The following is a 20,511-nucleotide window of genomic DNA, read 5'->3' on the forward strand; positions in this document are numbered from 1 at the left end:
TGAGAGTAGGAATCTAATTAGTAGTTTTGTTGTTTGTACATTTGTCTATAAGTAACTCTGCAATTACTTCATACAATCTATCGAGATTCTGCTCTAAATCATCTTGTTTTACAAAGTTTATTGTGTAGCTTTTTCTTACGATTCTTCTTATGATTTTTCTTCCTTTTTGGTCAAAACACTTATTTTCCTTTTTCATGCTAACTCCTTTATAACCCCCTTTCGAAACCACCCTTTGAACCCTTCAGAACTAAACAAGAGCAAGGAATAATCCTTACTCTTGTTCTTCAATCCATTCCAATAAAAATTCCTTTGTTTTTTTCGCAGGGAATAACCACTTATTCCCCACTTTTCTTTTCGGAAATCGAGGATCATAAAAGAATTCTTTCTGAATTGTATTCCATGAAAGTCTTGTTTGTTTCATTAGATCTTTTGAATTCCAAAACAAGAATTCTTTGTCCATTTTCTTAATATGTTCGTCTAGCTTCTTTAAATATATTTTTCTAACTTCGCTTTCATCTACTTTGACTTCAATCATTTCAATCTCCGTCAAACCACTTGAAAAATGTTTTCTTTGATATCTTATATAACCTGCCAACTTTAACTACATGAAATGGTGGGTTACTTAATAATTCGTATGTCTGTCTCCTACCAATGCCTAAAAGTTGCTGCACATTATCTGGAGTTAGCGCTTCCGGTAGTTCTTCTCTTATTATCTCTGTTGTCTTCAAAGTTGCACCTCTCTGTTGCTATTAGTAATTCGTGCCCTGCAGAACACTTTGGTTATTATACGGACAAATAATATAACTGTCAAAATTATCAGTTTAATATAAAATAATTTAATATAGAAAGAGAGTGACCATTTAGCCACACTAAAATTTATACCGCATTCCCCACCTGTTTTAACACATTTAAAATTAATGGAGAAACCTGAATCAGCACATAACCTAACCCCGCGTTTTGAATCATCGTCCATGCCTTCTCTGCACTGCTAAACATAAACAGAAAACAGGCCCCGACAATTATTACACTTGCTATAGGGAATGATAAAGCTACAAGAATATCTACTACAGGATCTAATACATGAGCCAATGCTGATAATGTTTGCTCTCCCATCCATTCTTTTGCTGTAACCTCTACTGCTACTGGAGCCATTACAGGAGAACTTGTAGCAGCGAAAGCCTTAGCTGCAAATCCTAATGTTCCAACAGTCCCACAAGTTGCTACAGGGAGTATGGCTGCGCTTGCTATTCTTGCCACATTACGCATTCTTTTTTTCTTTTTTACCTTCTCCTTCACTTTATATTCACCAGTCATAAAGTCGTTAAATTTAATCGTTTTAGCCATATTAAACACTCCCTTTATCTGATGTCATTCATGGTGTAAATCGCAAAAGGCAGTCCTTTGCATAATACTGCTAATTGTTTTTTTCTCAGATCCGTCACTGTAAGCCAAACCAACTTAGGGAAATGACCTACATTCTTAGCAAGTTTCCCTTCCTTCATCAACCCTTTGTACTGCTCAATCTTCTTTCTGTTAACAATCATTTTTTGAGTAGAGTCCACTTCCAGGAAATGATACCTTCCGTCTTTTTTATAGTAAGAATCTGATATGACCGTATACGTTCCATCACTTATTTTTAATTCGTTCTCCCATTCGTGCGGATATCCTATATAGATGTAAAAGTCATTCCTCATAAGATAGTGATTTACAAATTTAGTTTTTCTTTTTATCTTTTCAGAACCGACGTACTCTCTACCTTCTTTATTTAAAAAGTATACGGTTGAATTGGAATCCTCCCTGAAGCTTGATAAATAAAGTGACAAATCTTTTAAAACACGATTAGCATTCCTCACACTTCCAAGCCTGTGTATTCGTGTTAACTGATCACGATTAAGATAATCCTGTTTTCTCAAAGATAACAGTATCTTCTCTTGTCTCTCTGTTAGTGGTTTCAATCTTTGAGCCCCCTTTATCAATGATGTAAGGTTGGATGGTTTTTTGTATGATTTCTGGTGTAATAAGAGGGGTTTGAACAATAGTTCTTTTATCTGCTGTTTGATAAATCGCCCGACCTTTAATTTTAGGAAGGCTCTCTGCTCCATCACTATCCAAAACAACCCTAGATGCCGTACCTGATTGCACTCGGAAGCATAACTTTCCGTCACTATTTTGCTTACATTGACGAGGGATAACATCTCCAGTAGGATATTGAGTAGCCAATATCTGATAAAATCCAACGCCAGCCCCTAAACGAGCAATTTGAGACATATATTTTTGGCATTTTAGTTTCAACTTCTTTTCCTCGTTATCTACTGCCTCATCCGGATTCAGTTCACCCACTTCGTCTATAATGATGAAATTCCTTTCCTGTATATCGGTATCTTCAATTTTCTTTTTACCTAACTTTTTAATTCTTTGCTGCATAGCTTTCATCCGGTAATAAGTATTTTCTAATGTTAAAAGGGCCTCTTCTGGCTCGTAAGCGATAGATATTGTCTGTTTGATGTTTTCGTAATCGCATAATTCCATACCACCTTTTAGATCAATAAGGTGTAGTTTTGCGTTTTCAGGTTGTTGCTTTAGCAAAGATGTGATAATGCAGTTAATTGTGTTTGATTTTCCATACCGGGTTGCCCCACCTAACGCTAAATGAGGGATTTCCCTAAAATTATGATAAACAGGTTTGTTTTTCTCTCTGGTTACACCAAAAAACACTTTCCAGTCATCAGCCTTTTCGAATTCAACTTTTGTAGGTAATGGATCATTGTACACTCTGATAATCAACATACCATCATATGAAAGTTCAATCTCCTTCCTGTCGGTTAGATTCTTTTCGTATAGTCTCTTTATATTAGAAATGATGTTACGGTCTAATTTAATGCTCCTTAGGTCTTTAAACTGAAGCTTTATAGAACGAGTATTTATTCCTGCTTCAATGGTTTTCTGTTTACTAAGATAATCTTCAAAACTCCTGCCCAATGGTATGCGGTAACGATATTCGTTTCCCCAATCATAGTTCCTTTTCTTCATTAGTTGAGCCGTAAGTGTTTGTTTACCATCTTTAACATTCAGGCCACTAAGGGTAAAAATTTTATTCAGTTTTTGAGAGTCATTCCCTACTCCGCTTTTTGATAAATAAGCTTTCAAAGAAATTGCTCCAAATATAGTTGTCGAGAGGATTTCAAAAATCATTTATTTATCTTCCTCCTTTCTGCACCACCTCATTGAACTTACGGTAGTAAGTATCCCTCCTAGTTGGAACTCGAAAAAAGGTTATTCGAGACTGTGAAAACTGAATTTTTCTTATACCAATGCGAATTCCAATGCGGCAATTCCAAGGGCTATAGTTAATGGTATTAGGGCTGGATTGTCCGTTATGACACTTAAATTTCCGCGAACAGGCTAATTTTTGTTCCTCAAAGGAAAAGGGCTTGTCTATGTGGAATGTATTCTCAGGTGATATTAATGAATATTAAAAGTAGAATTAAAAAACTAACTGATGAGAGTGGATTTAAAAAGAGTTTCATTGCAGAAAAGTTAGGTGTTAGTGTTAAACAATTAAGGAATTATGAATCTGGTCGAAGTTATATTCCAATGGACAAAGCTTATTTATTAGCCGATTTATTGGGTGTTAAGGTGGATGATTTATATGAACGTTCAAAGTGACTGGGAAAAGCTAATACTGGATTTAAAAGCAAAAGGAAAAACACCTGAAGATGTAAGAATGATTATTTGTTTTTACGATACTATGCTCGAAACACATGAACTTCTTAAGGAATATTCTCAAGGTGATGCTAAATGAATGTAATTATCCAAACTACCCTTAACATTGAGGGAAACAGAGGGTTTAGAAATGGGGAATTTTTTGTTCCAGACAGAGAATTTAACAAGGATCCTAATTTTGCAGTAGCAGTTGTTGCGTTTAAATGGATTCAGCAGCAAATGAACGAGACTGGTCACAGAGAAACAATTATTGAGAAAGTGACTTGGAATGAGAAGAACGATATAACGCAGATAGTTAGAGAAATCAAGCCAGTTTTACCTGAAGATAATTTACCTTTTTAAGCTCCATCGAGAGGCAATTTATTTTCACAAAATAGACACAAGGACTTCTTTCCTATTTAGCTAATTAATTAGTGGAAAGGAAGTGGAAGTCCATGAATCACGTTATGATAAGAACAAATTTCAATAAAGAGACATTACAAAAACTACCTCAAGTTTTAACATTGTATTACCAATATGAGCTAACACTTGGAGAAGTAGCAAAGGCATTAAATATGAGCAGTGTCACAGTTAGCAAATTACTTAAACAATATGGAACAGGATTACGTCCTAAAAAGGCATATGATGAAAAGGTAAATAAATTAGGTAAAGTTATTGAAATTATGTATTATGAGCAAATGAAATCAAGCAATCGAATTGCATCTATATTGGGCATTAGTTCAGAATTTGTTGTTGCCTACTTAAATCGGTATGCCAAAGGAACTAGAAGCGCAAGTGAAGCTTGTATACTTAGAGCAGATGAGGAATATCGAGAGAAGATAAGAGAAACACAACTTGGAGAAAGTAACACAGCTGCAAAACTAACAACCGAGAAAGTTGTTAAAATTAGAAACGAGTATGTTAATTTGCTTAGTGAAGGTCACAGGAAAACGCATGCTCAGAATTATCTTGCTAAGAAATATGGAGTCAAAAGACCAACTGTATCGGATATAGTTCTCAGAAAGACTTGGAGGCATATATAAAGCCCCTCTCGAATGAGAGAGGGATTTTTTATTTAACAAACAATTAAATAACCTATTCGAAAATTTAATCACCCTTCATGCTATAATACCCATATATGGAAATTGGAGGGATAATTATTGAGTAAATTTTGGGAACCATGTCCTAGATGTGGAAGCAACAAAGTCAAGACTCTGGGCAAAGGTACTTTCTTTTTAATATTTTTTGGGTCTGGTGGATGTTTAATTTGGATTGGTTTTATTTTCTTTCCTGTTTTAATACTCGCTGCAATATTAATTTTAGTCTCACCACTAGCTTTCTTGTTGCCTAAAGTGAACCAATGTGAAGAATGTAAGTATTCTTGGAAAGTGAATAAGAAAGGAACTGAAAATATACCAACTACTCCAACCCAAAGCACACCAGTTCCCACAACACTTGTAACACCTCAGCCACCAGATATTTTACCAGTTCCAGAAAGGAAAACTGTTGGTTTTAATGTTTCTGGCGTCACCTTTGATAATGATAAGGGAAAAGATATTCAAAACCTACTTAGAAAACTAGGTAAAGAAATATCAAGAGATGAAGGTATCCGTGTATTTTCAGGATTAAAAAACTCAGAAATATTGGAATACAATGAAGAAGTGTCAGAGTTTGAGGATTTAGAGCTTGGAGAATATATTCGATTTGAAAAAGATCCTGAGAACGAGTTCGACAAAAATGCAATTAAAGTGTTAGTCGAATATCCTCTAGGGACAAAACATCATATTGGATATGTCCCCAAAACTGACAATGTTAATATTCTTAAATTAATTGACTCTGACTCTATTAAAAGTACTTCTGCTCTTATGGTTGGCGGGAAAATAAAGCTGGTTGATTATGATGAGGAAAAAGACAAGGACATAGTTGTTGTTGACGAAATTACACTTGGAGTAAAGGTTACACTTCATTTGAAGGATTAAAAAAATCTAATAATATTTAAAAAGGATTGTATTAATTTGAAGAATAACATTACAAAACTAAAAGCTTTGGTATTTGACAAGACCTTTTGGCAAAACACATGGATAGTTCCAAGTGTATTATTCGCAATTACCACTACCTTTTTAAGTTTCATTGAAATTGAATGGAAAGATAAGCTCCTATACGGCTTAATTATTGTTTCTCTTCTTTACATTTTAATTTCTTTAAACAGGGTTTATAAGTTACACTCCATCTCCTTAAACATAGATGGCTCTGAGTTTGAAGTAACTTCAGGAGATATATTCCAACAAGATTCTGAGTGCTATAAAGTAATTGCATTTAATGAATTTTTTGATACTTTAGTTGATGATAATTTGATTTCGGAAAGTTCATTGAATGGACAATATATACTTAAAAAGTATCCAAGTAACAATGACATAAATGAATTAAACCGAAGAATATCTAATGATCCAAGATTAGATAAGAAAGAATTGGACGTTTATAGGAAGCTTGGTGGTAATACAACGCGCTATGAATTAGGCAGCATATTTAAAGATAAGGACTACTTTCTTGTAGCTTTTTCAAAGTTCAATGAAAAAAATGAAGCGAATTTGAAATTAACTGAGTATGCAGCTTGTCTTTTAAAATTTTGGGGAGAGGTAAACACCCTTTATAATCGTAAAACAGTTGTACTGCCACTCTTAGGGTCAGGAATTACTAGACATAAAGATTTCAATGCCTCTAATCAACAACTATTAGAAATACTTATCTGGACATTTAAAATAAGTAAAGTAAAATTCAGAGAGCCTTCAAAAGTTAAGATTCTAATTCATGAGAGACAACTAGGTGAGATAAATTTTTATAAACTAAAGGAGATGGAGAAAATTGGCATATAGAAATGGCACATATGTTGCATTTAACGGAATGGGTACTACTAACCCAACTGAAGGTGATATGAAATATTATGGTCTTTTACAAAAGTGGGGCAACGAAAAAAGCCTTGATTTTAAGTTTAGTGATAGTCATAAAAAAACATATTCTGTTAGGGATACTAGCCAAGATATAACGCTAAAAGCTAGGCTTCGTGAAAGAATGAGTAAATCTAAAAATATGTTACTTATCATTACGGAGAATTCAAGTATAAACAGGGGCTTATTAAATTGGGAAATAGAAATAGCTGTTGATCATTATAATATCCCATTAATCATAGCTTACACAGGTTACAGTAGCATACTTCATCCTGGCTCTCATAGAGGTTTGTGGCCATTGGCTTTAAGCGAGAGAATTAAGTCGAAAACAGTTAAGGCTATTCACATTCCATTTAAAAAAGCAGCTATAGGATCTGCAATAAGCCAATTCAGCATACACAATGAAAAACCTAATGGAAGTTTGTCATATTATTCAAAAGAAGTTCAGGTAAGATGGGGTTTAATAACACAATAATATTTTAGATACAAAATTAAGCCCCTCACAACTAAGTGAAGGGCTTATTATTTATGTTGATCTTGATGTATTTAATCGTTACCCCAAATTAGTATGGTTTAATCATGGACAGTATAAGTTTTATATCCCTTTTTTTCTAATTCCACAGCTAACTTTTCTGCATTTCCTTTAAGTGAAAATGCACCTACTTGAACTTTATATAACCCTTTTGCGGGTTCTTTTTGTTTTGGTTTAGGCTGATTCAAAGGTTTATAGCTCTTCCCTTCTTGTTTACATACAGCCTTTATTACACACTCATACATACCTTCTCGGTACTTTTTATCTTTAATCTTTTCTGAGTTATCACCATCAACAAAATCATACTCAATTATTGTGGTACGGCAAGCGCCAGTACGCCTGTGCATATAATAGTAATCTTGACCATTGGAACCTTTACGAGTATAATTTGTCTTTGGTCTTAGTGGATAATCCGCCTTCTTAAATTCGTCCGCAATCATCTTTTCGAACTTACCATCTGAATAAATGGAATGAATAAATTCAGCACCATTACCGCCACCAGCGTTAAAATGATGAGATAAACAATATTTATAACTCTTTACTCTATTTACCCTTGGGTTTTCATCTAAGGTTACATCGGATGTACGAGTAACATCACTGTTAATACCATGATCTTTCAAGCGCTTATGTACGTATAGTTCTGCTTCTAGTGTATAAACTTTTTCAGTATTACCCTTTGCCACAGCACCAGGATCAGAACCACCATGACCTGCATCATTAATCCATTTTTCACTCATTTTTATCATCTCCAAACCATTTTCCTTCCTTAGGATTACTTACTACACCTAAGGAGATTAATATTCCTACAATTAAGGTTACATAGGTCTCCCAACGAGTAGGATCAATTTGATACCCTAAATCCTCCAAAACCAAATAAAAAAGAGCTGCAGTTGCAACCCATAAACCGTGATTTCTTATTTTTTTCAAGAGTTGTCCCTCCCATCAAAAATACGAGCCTCAATTTTTGATAATCGTTCTTTAACATCTTCTGATAAAGTTTGAATAACAGTTAAATATCGTCCTTCACGCTGATCATTTTTCCAGAGTACCCATACTAAAAGGGCAATGAAAAGGGCAAAAGGTAAGCCATATAAACTTACTGCCTCTTTAAAAAGTTCAACCCATGTTCCCATTCTTACACCTACTTTCTATTTCCTTACTTCCCCACTAATTTGACCTAATTCTTGCTTAATTTTTTTTATTAGTGTTGGTCGATTATTGCCAAATGTAGCTTCCAGCTTATATCCACCTGTTTCATAAACTTCTTTTATCTCAGTGATACGGGTATCCATAGTGACACCCCAATCAACATTTTGGATTGTGACAACATCACCTAAGTCATAATCCACTTCATACTTAAATGGGCTTTTAGTTAAGATTTGACCTTCTAAGTATTCTTCCTGAAGAAACTCTTTTAACTGTTGCTCTCCTCTTTCAGAAAGAGTTTGTATAATTTGTGATTCAGGAATTGGTTGATCATTCTCATCTTTTTCTTCCACATCCCGGGCATCGATAAAGATCTCATGACGATCAATCCCTGAAGAACTACCTATTTCAATAATTCTTCTATCGACACCCTCTCCTTGCCCACCTACATACGCAACGTTTTTGTAATTCAATTCACTCTCTGTATACTGTAGTGATTGTAAGGACTCGAATTGAGGACTAAAAATAACTGGTGGAAGCAACTCCTGACTAGCTGTAAGGTTTCTTCCACTTTGGACATCGAAAACAAATTTATTTAAAGTAAAATCAACCGAAATATCCCAGCCTATGCCTGTTATTAAAGAAATCTCTGTTAGTTCTTCAGCTAAGTTTTTAAACCTTGTTTGCCACGAGATAGAATAACCTCTGTTTTGATTTTCAGCTAAACTAACTTGATTCATTCTTCTTTTAAGATCTGGTGGATTAACAACATTCCTGTCAACATAGTGCTTCATAACTGTTTCAACATTTCCTTGCCTGTTGTCATAAGCTGTATGAGAAGGAGGTCTTGTTTGCCTCTGACCAGTTAAGGCTTTTAGAGAGAGCCCTTTTATCAGCCAATTCTCTGTAGCCTTTCCATTTTCATCAAGTTCAATTTCACGATGCTTAATGATAAATACCTTTTTAGGATTCACCATGATCAAGTTATTTTTAATTAAATGCTCCACATGTCGCTTATATCGATTTATCCTTATCTCTATTTGTCCAACTCCACTCCACGAACGAGAAAACCACATAGATTCATAGTTATCAATTTCGGCTTTAAGTTCAAAGCCTAAAGTAATGATTCGAATAGGCTTCATAAAACACCACTTTCCTAAAATAATAGAGCCCTACACATAGTAAGGCTCCCCTGTAATTTCCTGGTATTGTTCTGATGTAATTTTATTAAAGACAACACCTTGTTTGACTTGATCTTTTGTCCATAAAGAATTTTCGTAATAACCCTTTATTTTTGTGTACCAATCCCACATCTCAGATAACCTCCTTCATCATGAGCTGAAAGGCAAGATCTGCTTGCTCTTGTTTTAACTGCACCTGTTCTCCTTCTAGAACCATAACTTGAAATGACAAATCTGCATTTTCCTGCAGAAGAATTTCATCTATGTTTTTCGGAGGTTCTGGAGGGTTTGTCTGGTATTCTTCCCATGCAGCTTCTAATTCTTCTGCAGAAGGTTGAGGCACATCCAGATTCCATTCTGCAATAAATTCCCCTCTGTTATCCAATTCATCCATAACGATGTAGTCCACAAGTGGTTTCGCATCTGGATAAATCAGCTGTATTTTTTGAGATAATGAAAACAATTTAAACACCCCCTATTATGATATTCGCCCAATGCTGACAAGACTTTCGATAAAGACAGAAGAAGACATGCCGCTAAATACATAAAATTCGATGTAATCTCCTGTAATTAAATTCATTACAACCGAACCTGAAATACCAGCCTCCATTACACCCATGGCGATCGTATCAAAAATAGTACCATTCTTGTAGATTTGAAGTGAACCCCCTTGGTAATTGGATGGATAGTTTGTACCCATCGTTGAGACGTTGATGATGTACGTCCCGTCATTTTTAGGAGTAAACCTGCTACTTGCGAATTCACTTAATCGATCGCTATACTCGCCAGAAGCTACGCTTAACTTAGCGAGTGCTCCTGCTGAAACACTCTGACTGCCATAAGCAGCGATGCTTGTTCCTCCAGATTGAAAAAGTTCTCTCCAAGATTCCCAGCCAAGTGATGATTTACGTCTGAAGAACACCTTATTATTAGTGCTCACCATGTAGGCAACTTGATAAGCGTTGTTGGAGTTAATCTCAAAGTGTTCAACAACAAATCCAAAACCACTTAAAGGGGTATTAGTCGCAGTTGTCGAGCATTGATAGAATCCTGTGCCACTGATATTGTTTATATTCCCTCCGCCTATGTCTTTGAGATTTGTTCCCAACCCGTAGTTTTTAACTTGTGTATCTATTTTGGTCTGTGACCCTGCAGTTGTTTCTAGTTCAACCCATGGACCCCAATTTGCTGTTGAACCGTTCTTAGTCCTTAAGAACCTTCTATTTGAATCATCCCGAGCAATGTGCTCTTGCACAATATCCGCTTCATTATTGGAGATATACACCAATACTAAACCAGAAATATTTTGAGGTTTATTTGCTGTATTGGAAGAAGCATAATAGTAACCAGGCGTTATAATGGTATCTAAATCTACGCTTCCTAGTGAAGTTGCCCCACCATTGTCCTTAGTCAACTTAAATACTTGTGTAGCATTAACTTTTGTATCTGTTTCAATCTTGGTATAAGTATTCTGTTCAAGTGCGGTAATCCTTGAACCATCCACAAAAGGATCCACAAAATCAGCAGGTCTTTTATCAGTGATCTGAGACTGGGCAATTGTCGACTTACCTTTTGTTACTCTTACCTCAGCAAGAGCAAACTCCTTAATAAATGTGGAATTCTCAACAACTGGGGCAACTGGAGAAGTTGCAGCTACACCTTTTTTAACAAAGGCTTTGATATAGCGATTTTGCTCTGTTAAATCCAGCCGTAAGACAACCAGGTCAATCCGATCAAGAGTCGCTTCGGCTGCATCCACATTTAATGTAAGGGCACTGTCATTTTCATACATATGCCCATCTAAAAAAGCAACCCCGGTACCGACCGTCACCTTCATAGTGGTTCCGGTAGCAGTTACATTAAGGTTGCTTCCCTCTTTGTATATTCCATTCTCCAAGAACTTAGATAGTACCCTTGACCAATCCGAGGCGGAATACCACCGTTCATCTCCTATTGATTCATTAGAATCAAAGAAATAATATTTTTCCATATCACATCTCCTAAACTGCTACATATCGCTTTTTGTATCGTATATTTACCGATCCTGTACTTGCTGGATCATCTGAAGAAAAAGAAATATCGTTTTCTCCTAATGCCAACTGAAAGAGAATAGGGTCTGCTGAAAGATCAATCCAGTGAAAAGCATTAGTCCTTGACCCGTCAGCTGCAACTATTTCTACATACTTGTTTCCGAATTCAGTACTTACCTCTAATTTGTCAGTTGCTGATAATGTCCGTTTAATTCTAATTCTTTGCCCCGTAGTTTCATTTGTAACTGTTGGGTTTATAGCTGGACCATAGAAATCAATAAAAACAGGTGTTTCGACATCACCATCATTATTGATGGTTGTTCTATTTGCTTTCTCCCCAAACTCAACAGGAAACTTAAAAGGAAATTTAAATTTACCTATCCAAGCTGATAATGGTTCTGATGATTCGTATGGATCTAACCAAAATGGATCCAACGCAAGTAAATCCACAGTACAAACTTGATAATTAAAACCCCTATTTTCTTTTCCAGATGGAAAAACAGGAACCCTTTCAGGAATAGCTTTAATTTCCTTCTTTACTTCACCATCTATATAACTTAAAGTTCCTATTCCTGTTTTAGGGTTAAAAATAGAAGATACAAAAGATCTATGCGCCGGAATATTATCGCCTATTATACTTATTACAAATGCTAAAGGACGTTCCGAAAGGGTTGTATCAATATAACTTGAACCATCTTGAAAGGGTGCTTTTTGGGTTTCGATATTCCCTTCAACTCCCCCCAATCCTTCAATTTTAGAAACAATGAATGGGGGAGCACTTGAAAGTTCAATTGAAATTCCTCTTCCATTTGTAAATACTAATTTTGCAGACATTTGTTAAATCCCCCCATATTCAAGTGCCCAATTCCTCATCATTTGTTTTTCCTTTCTGTTAATTTCACTTGGTGTCATGGGCTTAGATGTGAAGGTATTATAGAAATTAACATTTGTGTCTCCACCGCCTAATTTACTTCTTGTTTGGCTGGCGGTATGTACTTTTGAACCCTTCGGCAATTCAACTAATTCAGCGCCATGTTCACCGATTACTGATAAACCACCAGGTGCATAGTTAGTTCCTTTCGCATACCAATCAATATCAATTGAAGGCATAGCTTTTAACCAGTCCACAGGATTCTTAGACCAGTTCTTTAATTTAAAACGAGGTGTTTTAATGTCTGGAAGTTTTAATGATAAATTTCGGAAGAATGACTTAATTTCTTCAATAAAACCTTTTACCTGATCCTTGGCTGTCCGTATAGGATTCATTATGGCATCCTTTACCTTACCGAAGATTGATTTTGCTGTAGAAAACACCTCATCAAAACTTGTTTTTGCAGCATTTTTAAATATTTTAACTGTATTTTTTACAGTATCAAAAGTTGCTTGCCATATGGAAGATCCTGTTTGTCGAAAATAATTAAACCAACTAATGGCATCATCGATAAACTGTTTAAAAGTTGCTACCACTGACGTACCGAAACTCTTAAAAAAGTTGATTCCGCTAGAGATAAACGATTTAATACCTCCAAGCAGCTTACCAATCATCATAAGATTGAATAAGTTCCATAAGAATTCCAAGGCACCTGATATGAGTTGTTTGACACCTTCCCACATTTTTTTCCAGTCTCCAGTGAAAATTCCTGCAAAAACCTTCAATAATCCCATAATGATCTTTAATGCTCCATCAAAAACGCCTTGAATATTACCCCATACTGATTGGATTAAAAGGAGTACAGCTGGCATAAAAAACTGGACAATATTCCATATAAATTGAAATGCATTTTGTGCAGCAAGGACAATTTGAGCTCCATTTTGCTCCCAGAATTGCTTAAGCATTGTAACCTTTTCACCTACAAAAGTAACAATTGCTGTTACCATTGGGATAATATAAGGCTGTAGAAATCCCCATCCAGCAATAGCCGCATCTTTGACGCTTATAAAGGCTGCCTTTACCTTTTCTACCCCATCACGCACACTTAGGAAAAAGTTAATGACCGGGATTTGTTTCTCTTCACTAAAGCTTTCTGTAATTGCTTCTATTAAAGGTAAGGAATCACCCTTAAAGAGATCTATTATTCCAGGGACTATATTTTTTATTGTATTAAAGGCATTATTTATGGAAGGCATCATCTTCTGCTCTAGTGGAATTAATACTTCAGCATTAAAGATCCTCCAGATACCTGATATTGCTTCCCCAACAGAGTTAAAACGTATTTCATCTATCTTCTTCAAGGTATCGGCTGACTTATCAGCTACTTCTTGAACATTGCCGAGACTAAGTACTGCCTGATATTCTAGGTCTTCAAATTTAGTGCCAAAAAGACCGACTCCAATAGTGTTTCTTTCCACAGGATCTTCAATCTTCGCTAAGGCTGCCATTGTCTTTTCGAATGCAGTTTGAGCAGATTCACCACCCTTTGCAAATTCTTGAGACATTTTGGAAGCATCTAAACCTAGACCTGCAAATGATTCAGCAGTTAATTTGGATTCATCTTTAACTCTTATTCCAAACTCCTTAATTGCGTCTGCTAAAACATCACTATTTCTGACACCATTTTGCATACCTGTATTAAGGATATCCAGCATTCCTTCGGCATCAAAGCCTAGTTGTTCAAAAATTGGACTATACTCAAGGAATGTATCAAGCATGTCGTCAGAGGCATTAACACCCATCTGTTGACCTTGTGCTAACAAAGTAAAAGCCTCATCAGAAGTAATACCAAAATTCTTCATCATAACGCTAACTGTTCGCATTGACTCATTCACTTCAAACCCAAATACATCTCGCATCTTTAGAGCTTCTTGAGTCATGCTTTCAAGTTCTTCACCAGTGGCTCCTGTGGTCTGCTTAACATTAGCCATTGCAGATGCAATATCATCAAAGGATTCTCCGTAGCCTGCCTTATATATACTTAGTAGGGACTCTTCCATCCCTTCCATCTCTTGCTCAGTTGCACCAGTTTGCATCTGCAACGAATTTAATGATTTCTGTAAATCATCTCCTGCTAATACTAAACCCGTTATCGCTGTTACTGCCGAACCTATCCCAGCAACGATTGCTCCCCCCAAAGCACCTGCAGCAACACCTAATTTTCCAAACTTTCCTGCCAACCCTTCAGCTTTTCCATCTGTTTCATCAATCGCTTGATTAGCTTTATCGTTATCTACGAAAATGCTTCCAAATAATTTAAATATCTCCATTATGTATTCACCTGCCTTTCAAAAGCAGCAATTACCTGATCCATTTCTTTTTCAATTTCTTCATAAGACTTATCTGAGGTCTTTTTCTTGGACATCAGTTTCTCTTTGTATGTGTTAAAATCCATAAAATCTATATGACCTAGCATCATTTTTGGATATAAAGTTTTCCACAAATCAAAGATGAGATTTTCATTCTCTTTCTCTGATGCCTTTAACAGCAATCTATTTAAGTATTTGGGAGATTGTCTTATTAGAAAGTTATAATCGTAGCTATGCAAAAGCCTGAGTGTTTCCTCAAAGCCTATTGCATAGCTGTTTTGAAAAAATCCATTAATTCTTTATCTGTAAATACTTCTTTAAAAGTTGTAATTGTTTTCACAAGTGATTGTGCTTTAATTTCATCAACTGATTTTTCATCTGCTATAGCCACTACAGTAAAAAACTCTTCTTTAACTTTGCTGGAGTTTTTTATAATGTACAAAAGAACATCTAATCCAACTTTTTGTAAATCAACATTTTTTGCTTTTTTGTGTTTAGCAATGCTTTTCCTTCGATAACTTTCAATATCTAATTTTTCATAGATTTCAACTACATGCGGTAACATGTCAAATGCTTGCTCACTTTTAATCATTTAAATCCTCCTTCAAAATAAAAAGACAGGGAATAACCCCCGTCTTAAACTACTGGTGCTGGTTCAACAATTTCTGCAACATCTTCAATTGAATATAAGTCATCCATTGTTTCAGGATCCCAATGGGCGAAAACCTCAAGAGCGATTTCCCCTTCTGCTTTAGGCGCAGATGAAAGAACAAAGTCACTCTCATTTAATGCGTTAAACAATGTGATTTTCTTATACTTACCACCAATAACCTTGGCAAACATGGTGATATTCTCGAAGTATTTAGATGCAGGAATTGCTCCACCTTTATTGTTCTTAATAATCTTAGTTGTTTCATCATAATCAGCTTGAGGCATAGTCATGGCTAGAGTCTGTAGGCTAGAATCTAAAATACTAAATTTCAATGAGGCATTCATTTCATCAATTACTTGCATTCCCATTGTTTTCCCCATCTGACCATCAAATTCAATGTCACGAATATTCTTAGTTGCTGAAAATTCTGCTCCACCTTTAGTCGGCCCCAATCTTTTTTGATCGGCTAGACCATAATTTAAAATTACAATTCCATAATCAATCTGGATATTTTCCATTTGTTCTTTCGTTAATTTCTGTGTCAAATTAGTCACTCCTTATTAAATAGTCTTGCTTGGTAAACGTACTTTCTTCTTTTTATTAATGGATCATCATCAACTAAAGGTAATTTAGTATCCAAATAAAAAGAGACTGCTATATTATCAGCAGTCAATGTGTTCTTATTAAGTCCTGATGGTTTTAATAAATCACCATCTCCATCAATCTTTTCCATTAATATTTCTAATGGAATTGTATCTCCATTAGAGGGTCTATCCCACCCATCAATGTCCACTACTACTATAGATTGAACCTCACCATCAGAATTTAAATTTGGGAAATCATAAACTATGTATGGAAAGGATGCATCTTCAGGGGCATTTTGAAAATAGACAGTGGGATGGACGCTTTTAAGATAAGTCCTTATAACTTTCCTAAGATCAATCATCTGCCACCTCATCCTCCTCATTTGGTAGTCCATTTGCTTTAATGTGTTCGATCTGTCGTAAATATTCTGCTTGAATGGCTATAATTACATCTAAATTCTGAAACACAGGAGCACGAAGGTAATCCGTTGCTCTCATTTTGACAGTCCCAAATTGAATCAGATGCGCATGATAAGCATATTGATAACCTTTCTTTCTAGCTCTTGCTCGGTCATAAACACCAAGCTGCAATACTGGATCTTCTTTCGCCTTACCTTTAACCCAGGTGCCTACATTTTTTCTAAGCACACCCTCGTCTTTAGGAGTAGCCTTTTTAACTTGCTTTCGCAGAACTTTGGCTATCTCTCTAAGTGCTTTCTTTTCAAGTTGCCTTATTGCTCTTTGAACCTCTTTTGCATTACTTTCAAATCTAACTTCACTAGCCATTTGAATCACCTTTGTTAACTGTGCCAGAGCCAACTAATTCGATTAATTCATTATCTTTTTCAAATGTCCTAATGATCGTATATGTCTTATTGTTAAAAGAAAATTTAGGTTCATCTTGGTAATCCATTGACCATATTTCAAATTTAATTTCAGGGCGCAAACCTGTTGTCTGTGCTTGATAAAATTCAGTTTGTGATATGGACTTTTTATTAGCAAATACATCTCTAGGTACTGAAATTTCTATAGGGTCACCTAATTCATTTTCACTTGAGGTAATACTTATTAGCTCAATAACTTCATTGAATGCCATTGTAATCACCCACTAATGATAAATGACTTCTCAAAAGTTCAAAGGCTTTCTGCAGCTTTTCTGAATCAGCATTATTCATTCCAAAGTTAGCTTTGCAATAAGTGATAACTGCCCTAATAATTAATGGGTCAAGTTCATAAGTATTAGTAATACCGACAATTTTTAATTCTGATAATGCTGCATTTATCAAATCAGTTAGCTCATCATCCAGTTTATTGTGCGATATCCTTAAGCTTGTTTTTACTTTCTGTAAAAGCATATGTCACCAACTTTCATCAATAAAAGGCTACCGAATTAATCAGTAGCCTTTATTGCTTCAATCAATTGTGCTTTAGTCATTGAACTATAACCGACAATACCACGCTCTTTAGCAATTGCTTTAAGCTCTATAACTGTCATAGATTCATAGTCTAAAGCTTCTTCCGTAGTATTAACGGTTAATGTCATTGGTTCAATGACTGTTAAGCCTTTTTTACACGCAAGAAACCATTATGAGCCGCTACGTTACCACCAACAAATACTGAACCACGGTGAGCGATCATTCCTTGCTTAAATTTAAAATCAGTTGAACGTTGGATGTCAGTTGGAGAGAAAGTAGCCAACTCATAGTTAGATAATGGACCATAAGCCATTACGTAATCTCCAGCTAATGCTGTGGCAAGTGGTTTACAAGCACTGTTAATGATGTAAGGAACACCATTGATTGTACCTGTGTTACCAGAAGATTTTACTTCATAAACTTTCTTATCTTGTCCATCACGAAGCATAGCAAATGCCTTAACATCCAATTTGTTAAGAATCAATACTGCAGTATCTTCTACATCTTCTTCTCCACCAAATGAGAATAGGATGTTATCAAGTGTATCGGCATCAATCGCAGCTAATGGAAGATCTGTTGCAGGATCAATCGCAGTTGCTTGCGCAGAGAAAATACCAACTAAATGACCTGTTGCACCATCTCCAACTAAAATTTCTCTTGTAATCTTTTTACGTAGTGATTTACCGACACCACCAACGATAATTTTTTCATAATTAGCTGCAGGTAGCTTTGCAACTTCTTCAGTTTCTTCGTTATATGCAGTGATCTTTGTCTTATTAATATCTGCATATCCAAATTGAACATCTGTCTCATTGTAGTCAACACCCTCAGCAGTGTAGCCACCTTCTCCATGACCTTTTTCGTATCCTCTACGGTAACTTTCCCCGCCTTCAAGAGGCACATGCTTAACACGATCAACTAGAGAAGATACTTGATTAAATGTACCTTTGATATCTGAAGCATTGTGTTTAGCAAGTACTAGATTACTAGATGATACAGTAACCGCGCGGTTTTCTAATAAATCTTGACCACGCTTTTCTGCAAGTTCAACTTCTTCACGTTTCTCAGGCTCAGCATTAAAGGTTTCAATTGTGCGAGTTTCTGGCGCTTTATTGATATTACCTGCTTCTGCAAGTAGACGTTGACGAGTTTCAATTTCTGATTGTTGATCATCAAGTTCACGTAGTTCTGTCTCAAGTGCTTTCAAATCAATTTTCTCTTCTCCCTCAAGTAATGAACGGATTTCCTGTTTGCGATCTAGAATTTGTTGTAAAGTTTTCATAAATAAATTAGCTCCTTTTTTATTAGTTTTATAGGTATGTTTTTAAAATAAGTTTTTTCCTTAATTCCATTTGATTCTTTTCTTCTATGTATTCCTTGTATGGATCATGGCTTCTTGCAGAAACCTGTGAATCTGGATATGCTGGAAATGCAACCGGACTAATCTCTAATAATTTTGCCTTTGTTACACTCCTAATCACATTGTCGGGATCGGATTCATCCCATTCTTCCTTTTGCATATTGAATCCAAAACTAACCCCATCGACATCTCCGCGCTTAATGCTTTCAAAGGTGTCATTACCTAATGAAGTATTAGGCAAATCAAGCTCAAACCGAAGTCCAACTTCATCTTCAAATAATCTTAGAGAACCATTTTTAGTTCTTCCCAGCACCTTCGAAGTATCATGACTCCATAATGCTCTTTGGTCATCTTGTGTTAAAGTTTCAGTAAATGAACCTTTTTTAAACTGTTCCTTGAATCGTCTAAAATACCCCATTGCATGAGATTTCATTTCCCATTTAACAGCATAGCCAGAGATTGTTCTTTTACCATCTTCTGCTTCTCTAACCTCAATGCCGTCAGTTACCAGTTCCCTTTTCTCCGTCTGTTCCATTTTTATCACCCCCTTCAACCTGATTAGTTTTCTTCTTATCTTCAACTAAAGCTGTATCTAGTCTTCGAATAGGCTTATCTCCACCTTCAATAGGAATAAGATTTAAGACAGTACGCCACTCATTTGGTGTCATTGCTCCCCTATCCACCATCTGTACTAATCCAAGCTTTGTAGACATGGAGGCGTAATTAAGGTTAGACGCTTCAAAAGTAATTCGATTACCAAACCCCCTCATTTTTCTAGAGAATAGTTTACGAGTATATTCACCAGACAATTGCATTGCTTCAGGCTCAATCTGAGACTCATAATAAGCATTCCACTCATCTTCGGTATATTCACTCTTGATAATCTTTTCATTGGTATTAAAAAAGCTAAGTATTCTCTGCATAGTCTCTTTCATCTGCTCTGCATTAGGTACATAGCTTTCTTGTTTTACTTGCTGTAAATCATAACGACTATCTGTTGCAGCTGCTCCACCATTGTCATTGTCCATAGCAAGATAATTTTTAACGAAAGTTTTAACTTGTACTTCTTTATCCTCTTCTTTTAGAACATTATTGAATTTCAATATCCATTTAATGATTGAACTATTTTTAATGGCTTTGACAATTCCTTGATCTGTAGTTGTTACAATTTCCATAAGTCCGACTAAAGCTGGAATTGGACTTTCACCAAAGAATTCATTTTCATTGAAGTCTTTTCTTAAGTGAATAATGTCAACATAAGGAACAGTCATGGTCTTTCCATTTCTAAAATAGAACTTTAAATAAATATCACCTTGTAGACCCTCCACAACATCAACAGATACGCATGTAATAGGATATATTTCAAGAGGCGTTCCAAATTCATCTCGCTTGATATATGCAAAAGCATTGTGATTTAGTTCCAATTGTGTCGCCATCTTTTCCTGAAATACTTGTCCTGTCATTAATGGGTTAGGCTCTTCAAGTAAGAAACGAATATTAACATCAGGATTCACTTTAAATTCACTTGCATTCTCTCTTATGTGCTTCCCTATAAGCTTTCCAATTGCTTTAGCTTTTGGACGAATACACGCTCGTACAATGTCACTTTTGTAAATTGTCCCATTCCAGGAATAGTACCCCTCACCTGTATCATTAAGTAATTCAAATCTTGTACCAGAGTTAGACTCAGACTTTTTCCCAAAAATTTTATCCAATAATCCCAA

The 20,511-nt window shown here is 35.6% G+C and carries 32 protein-coding genes; 7 read left to right on the plus strand and 25 right to left on the minus strand.

Translation table 11 applies throughout. The features are described 5' to 3' along the window. Positions 1-13: 13 nt before the first annotated feature. The 6 genes from NYE23_RS16050 to NYE23_RS16075 form a co-directional block, all read right to left on the minus strand. Complete coding sequence (locus NYE23_RS16050) at positions 14-196, minus strand: hypothetical protein (protein ID WP_341079217.1); 183 nt, start codon at positions 194-196, stop codon at positions 14-16. A 75-nt stretch (positions 197-271) separates the two neighbouring features. Next, positions 272-535, minus strand: coding sequence for a group-specific protein (locus NYE23_RS16055; protein WP_341079218.1), 264 nt, complete (start codon positions 533-535; stop codon positions 272-274). Between the two features lies 1 nt (position 536). Beyond that, the gene (locus NYE23_RS16060) at positions 537-728 is read right to left on the minus strand and encodes a helix-turn-helix domain-containing protein (RefSeq protein ID WP_341079220.1); all 192 of its coding nucleotides are present in this window, start codon (positions 726-728) and stop codon (positions 537-539) included. A 148-nt stretch (positions 729-876) separates the two neighbouring features. Then, on the minus strand, positions 877-1,344 hold the full coding sequence (locus tag NYE23_RS16065; RefSeq protein ID WP_341079221.1) for a hypothetical protein: 468 nt from the start codon (positions 1,342-1,344) through the stop codon (positions 877-879). Between the two features lie 14 nt (positions 1,345-1,358). Next, positions 1,359-1,955 carry a replication-relaxation family protein gene (locus NYE23_RS16070; protein ID WP_341079222.1) on the minus strand — a complete coding sequence of 199 codons (597 nt, stop codon included), beginning with the start codon at positions 1,953-1,955 and terminating at the stop codon, positions 1,359-1,361. Beyond that, positions 1,891-3,192, minus strand: coding sequence for an FtsK/SpoIIIE domain-containing protein (locus NYE23_RS16075; protein WP_341079224.1), 1,302 nt, complete (start codon positions 3,190-3,192; stop codon positions 1,891-1,893). Before NYE23_RS16075 ends, NYE23_RS16070 begins: the two co-directional genes overlap by 65 nt. A 273-nt stretch (positions 3,193-3,465) precedes the next feature. Between NYE23_RS16075 and NYE23_RS16080 the strand changes: the two genes are divergently transcribed. The 7 genes from NYE23_RS16080 to NYE23_RS16110 all read left to right on the plus strand — a co-directional run bounded on the left by NYE23_RS16080 (position 3,466) and on the right by NYE23_RS16110 (position 7,122). Then, complete coding sequence (locus NYE23_RS16080) at positions 3,466-3,666, plus strand: helix-turn-helix domain-containing protein (protein WP_341079226.1); 201 nt, start codon at positions 3,466-3,468, stop codon at positions 3,664-3,666. Next, positions 3,650-3,802 (plus strand): hypothetical protein, encoded by a 153-nt coding sequence (locus NYE23_RS16085; RefSeq protein ID WP_341079227.1) that lies wholly within the window; start codon positions 3,650-3,652, stop codon positions 3,800-3,802. Before NYE23_RS16080 ends, NYE23_RS16085 begins: the two co-directional genes overlap by 17 nt. Continuing rightward, a complete protein-coding gene (locus NYE23_RS16090) occupies positions 3,799-4,065 on the plus strand; it encodes a hypothetical protein (RefSeq protein WP_341079229.1) in 267 nt (88 codons plus the stop codon). Before NYE23_RS16085 ends, NYE23_RS16090 begins: the two co-directional genes overlap by 4 nt. 92 nt (positions 4,066-4,157) lie before the next feature. Then, entirely contained in the window at positions 4,158-4,745 is a 588-nt protein-coding gene (locus tag NYE23_RS16095; RefSeq protein ID WP_341079231.1) for a sigma factor-like helix-turn-helix DNA-binding protein, read from the plus strand. A gap of 117 nt (positions 4,746-4,862) precedes the next feature. Further along, positions 4,863-5,681, plus strand: a complete 819-nt coding sequence (locus tag NYE23_RS16100) for an HIRAN domain-containing protein (protein WP_341079233.1) — start codon at positions 4,863-4,865, stop codon at positions 5,679-5,681. 36 nt (positions 5,682-5,717) lie between these two features. Next, entirely contained in the window at positions 5,718-6,575 is an 858-nt protein-coding gene (locus NYE23_RS16105) for a macro domain-containing protein (RefSeq protein ID WP_341079234.1), read from the plus strand. Further along, complete coding sequence (locus NYE23_RS16110) at positions 6,565-7,122, plus strand: TIR domain-containing protein (RefSeq protein ID WP_341079236.1); 558 nt, start codon at positions 6,565-6,567, stop codon at positions 7,120-7,122. Before NYE23_RS16105 ends, NYE23_RS16110 begins: the two co-directional genes overlap by 11 nt. Positions 7,123-7,220: 98 nt before the next feature. On the opposite strand, the gene NYE23_RS16115 is transcribed toward NYE23_RS16110, so the two are convergent. From NYE23_RS16115 to NYE23_RS16205, 19 genes are all read right to left on the minus strand, one after another. Further along, positions 7,221-7,916, minus strand: coding sequence for an N-acetylmuramoyl-L-alanine amidase (locus NYE23_RS16115; RefSeq protein WP_341079237.1), 696 nt, complete (start codon positions 7,914-7,916; stop codon positions 7,221-7,223). Next, positions 7,909-8,106 (minus strand): holin, encoded by a 198-nt coding sequence (locus NYE23_RS16120; protein ID WP_341079239.1) that lies wholly within the window; start codon positions 8,104-8,106, stop codon positions 7,909-7,911. The genes NYE23_RS16115 and NYE23_RS16120 overlap by 8 nt, the downstream gene beginning before the upstream one ends. After that, positions 8,103-8,312: a hypothetical protein gene (locus NYE23_RS16125; protein WP_341079240.1), complete on the minus strand. Its 210-nt coding sequence runs from the start codon at positions 8,310-8,312 to the stop codon at positions 8,103-8,105. Before NYE23_RS16125 ends, NYE23_RS16120 begins: the two co-directional genes overlap by 4 nt. 15 nt (positions 8,313-8,327) lie before the next feature. Continuing rightward, on the minus strand, positions 8,328-9,467 hold the full coding sequence (locus tag NYE23_RS16130) for a siphovirus ReqiPepy6 Gp37-like family protein (RefSeq protein WP_341079242.1): 1,140 nt from the start codon (positions 9,465-9,467) through the stop codon (positions 8,328-8,330). Positions 9,468-9,497: 30 nt separating this feature from the next. Beyond that, on the minus strand, positions 9,498-9,638 hold the full coding sequence (locus tag NYE23_RS16135; RefSeq protein ID WP_341079244.1) for an XkdX family protein: 141 nt from the start codon (positions 9,636-9,638) through the stop codon (positions 9,498-9,500). A 1-nt stretch (position 9,639) separates the two neighbouring features. Further along, positions 9,640-9,969 carry an XkdW family protein gene (locus NYE23_RS16140; RefSeq protein WP_341079245.1) on the minus strand — a complete coding sequence of 110 codons (330 nt, stop codon included), beginning with the start codon at positions 9,967-9,969 and terminating at the stop codon, positions 9,640-9,642. Between the two features lie 15 nt (positions 9,970-9,984). Then, on the minus strand, positions 9,985-11,496 hold the full coding sequence (locus NYE23_RS16145) for a pyocin knob domain-containing protein (RefSeq protein WP_341079246.1): 1,512 nt from the start codon (positions 11,494-11,496) through the stop codon (positions 9,985-9,987). A gap of 10 nt (positions 11,497-11,506) precedes the next feature. Beyond that, a complete protein-coding gene (locus NYE23_RS16150) occupies positions 11,507-12,370 on the minus strand; it encodes a phage tail family protein (protein ID WP_341079247.1) in 864 nt (287 codons plus the stop codon). 3 nt (positions 12,371-12,373) lie between these two features. Further along, positions 12,374-14,737, minus strand: a complete 2,364-nt coding sequence (locus NYE23_RS16155; RefSeq protein ID WP_341079249.1) for a phage tail tape measure protein — start codon at positions 14,735-14,737, stop codon at positions 12,374-12,376. Positions 14,738-15,038: 301 nt separating this feature from the next. After that, positions 15,039-15,368 (minus strand): hypothetical protein, encoded by a 330-nt coding sequence (locus NYE23_RS16160; RefSeq protein WP_341079250.1) that lies wholly within the window; start codon positions 15,366-15,368, stop codon positions 15,039-15,041. A 44-nt stretch (positions 15,369-15,412) separates the two neighbouring features. Continuing rightward, positions 15,413-15,973, minus strand: coding sequence for a hypothetical protein (locus NYE23_RS16165; RefSeq protein ID WP_341079251.1), 561 nt, complete (start codon positions 15,971-15,973; stop codon positions 15,413-15,415). Positions 15,974-15,978: 5 nt separating this feature from the next. Beyond that, complete coding sequence (locus NYE23_RS16170; protein ID WP_341079253.1) at positions 15,979-16,374, minus strand: hypothetical protein; 396 nt, start codon at positions 16,372-16,374, stop codon at positions 15,979-15,981. Further along, the gene (locus tag NYE23_RS16175; protein WP_341079254.1) at positions 16,367-16,798 is read right to left on the minus strand and encodes an HK97-gp10 family putative phage morphogenesis protein; all 432 of its coding nucleotides are present in this window, start codon (positions 16,796-16,798) and stop codon (positions 16,367-16,369) included. The genes NYE23_RS16170 and NYE23_RS16175 overlap by 8 nt, the downstream gene beginning before the upstream one ends. After that, entirely contained in the window at positions 16,791-17,108 is a 318-nt protein-coding gene (locus tag NYE23_RS16180; RefSeq protein ID WP_341079256.1) for a phage head closure protein, read from the minus strand. The genes NYE23_RS16175 and NYE23_RS16180 overlap by 8 nt, the downstream gene beginning before the upstream one ends. Further along, entirely contained in the window at positions 17,095-17,367 is a 273-nt protein-coding gene (locus NYE23_RS16185) for a head-tail connector protein (RefSeq protein ID WP_341079258.1), read from the minus strand. Before NYE23_RS16185 ends, NYE23_RS16180 begins: the two co-directional genes overlap by 14 nt. A 35-nt stretch (positions 17,368-17,402) precedes the next feature. After that, on the minus strand, positions 17,403-17,555 hold the full coding sequence (locus tag NYE23_RS16190; protein ID WP_341079259.1) for a Rho termination factor N-terminal domain-containing protein: 153 nt from the start codon (positions 17,553-17,555) through the stop codon (positions 17,403-17,405). A 14-nt stretch (positions 17,556-17,569) separates the two neighbouring features. Then, complete coding sequence (locus NYE23_RS16195; protein ID WP_341079260.1) at positions 17,570-18,709, minus strand: phage major capsid protein; 1,140 nt, start codon at positions 18,707-18,709, stop codon at positions 17,570-17,572. 28 nt (positions 18,710-18,737) lie between these two features. Further along, positions 18,738-19,322, minus strand: coding sequence for an HK97 family phage prohead protease (locus NYE23_RS16200; RefSeq protein ID WP_341079262.1), 585 nt, complete (start codon positions 19,320-19,322; stop codon positions 18,738-18,740). Continuing rightward, positions 19,288-20,511, minus strand: coding sequence for a phage portal protein (locus NYE23_RS16205; protein WP_341079263.1), 1,224 nt, complete (start codon positions 20,509-20,511; stop codon positions 19,288-19,290). Before NYE23_RS16205 ends, NYE23_RS16200 begins: the two co-directional genes overlap by 35 nt.

This window comes from Cytobacillus sp. FSL H8-0458 (assembly GCF_038002165.1).
Classification (GTDB): domain Bacteria; phylum Bacillota; class Bacilli; order Bacillales; family Cytobacillaceae; genus Cytobacillus.